Annotated in this window: 1 protein-coding gene; it reads left to right on the top strand. The window is 45.3% G+C overall.

Features of this window, described 5'->3' with window-relative positions:
* On the top strand, positions 1–519 hold a 519-nt coding region (locus C1E99_RS01135), incomplete at both ends, for a 6-phosphofructokinase (RefSeq protein WP_193441775.1).

The raw sequence follows: 519 nt of genomic DNA, 5'->3' as shown, positions 1-519 counted from the left end.
GACCTTTGGAGATTTCTGGGACGTCATGCGGGAGACATCGCTCTTTGGGCTGGTATTGCTTCTGGTGCAGATGTTATCGTTGTTCCAGAAGAAGACTTCGATATCAAGGATGTTGTTGACCGTATTAAAGCGGGCTACGACAATGGTAAGAAACATAGCATCATTGTTTTGGCTGAAGGTGTTATGCCAGCTGCACAGTTTGCTGAAGAATTGAAAGCAGCAGGCGATACAAGTGATCTTCGTGTGACAGAACTTGGTCATATCCAACGTGGTGGTTCTCCAACAGCGCGTGATCGTGTACTCGCTTCTCGTATGGGTGCTCATGCCGTTAAATTGCTTAAAGAAGGCCGTGGAGGTCTTGCAGTAGGTATCCGTAACGAGCAAATGGTTGAAAATCCAATTCTTGGAACTGCAGAAGAAGGTGCATTGTTCAGCTTGACTGCTGACGGTAAGATTGTGGTTAATAATCCGCATAAAGCAGATTTGGAATTGGCTGATTTGAACCGTAATTTGTCAATC

It is taken from the genome of Streptococcus suis, from assembly GCF_002964045.1.
Lineage (GTDB): Bacteria > Bacillota > Bacilli > Lactobacillales > Streptococcaceae > Streptococcus > Streptococcus suis_U.
This window is presented reverse-complemented; position numbering and strand designations above follow the sequence as displayed.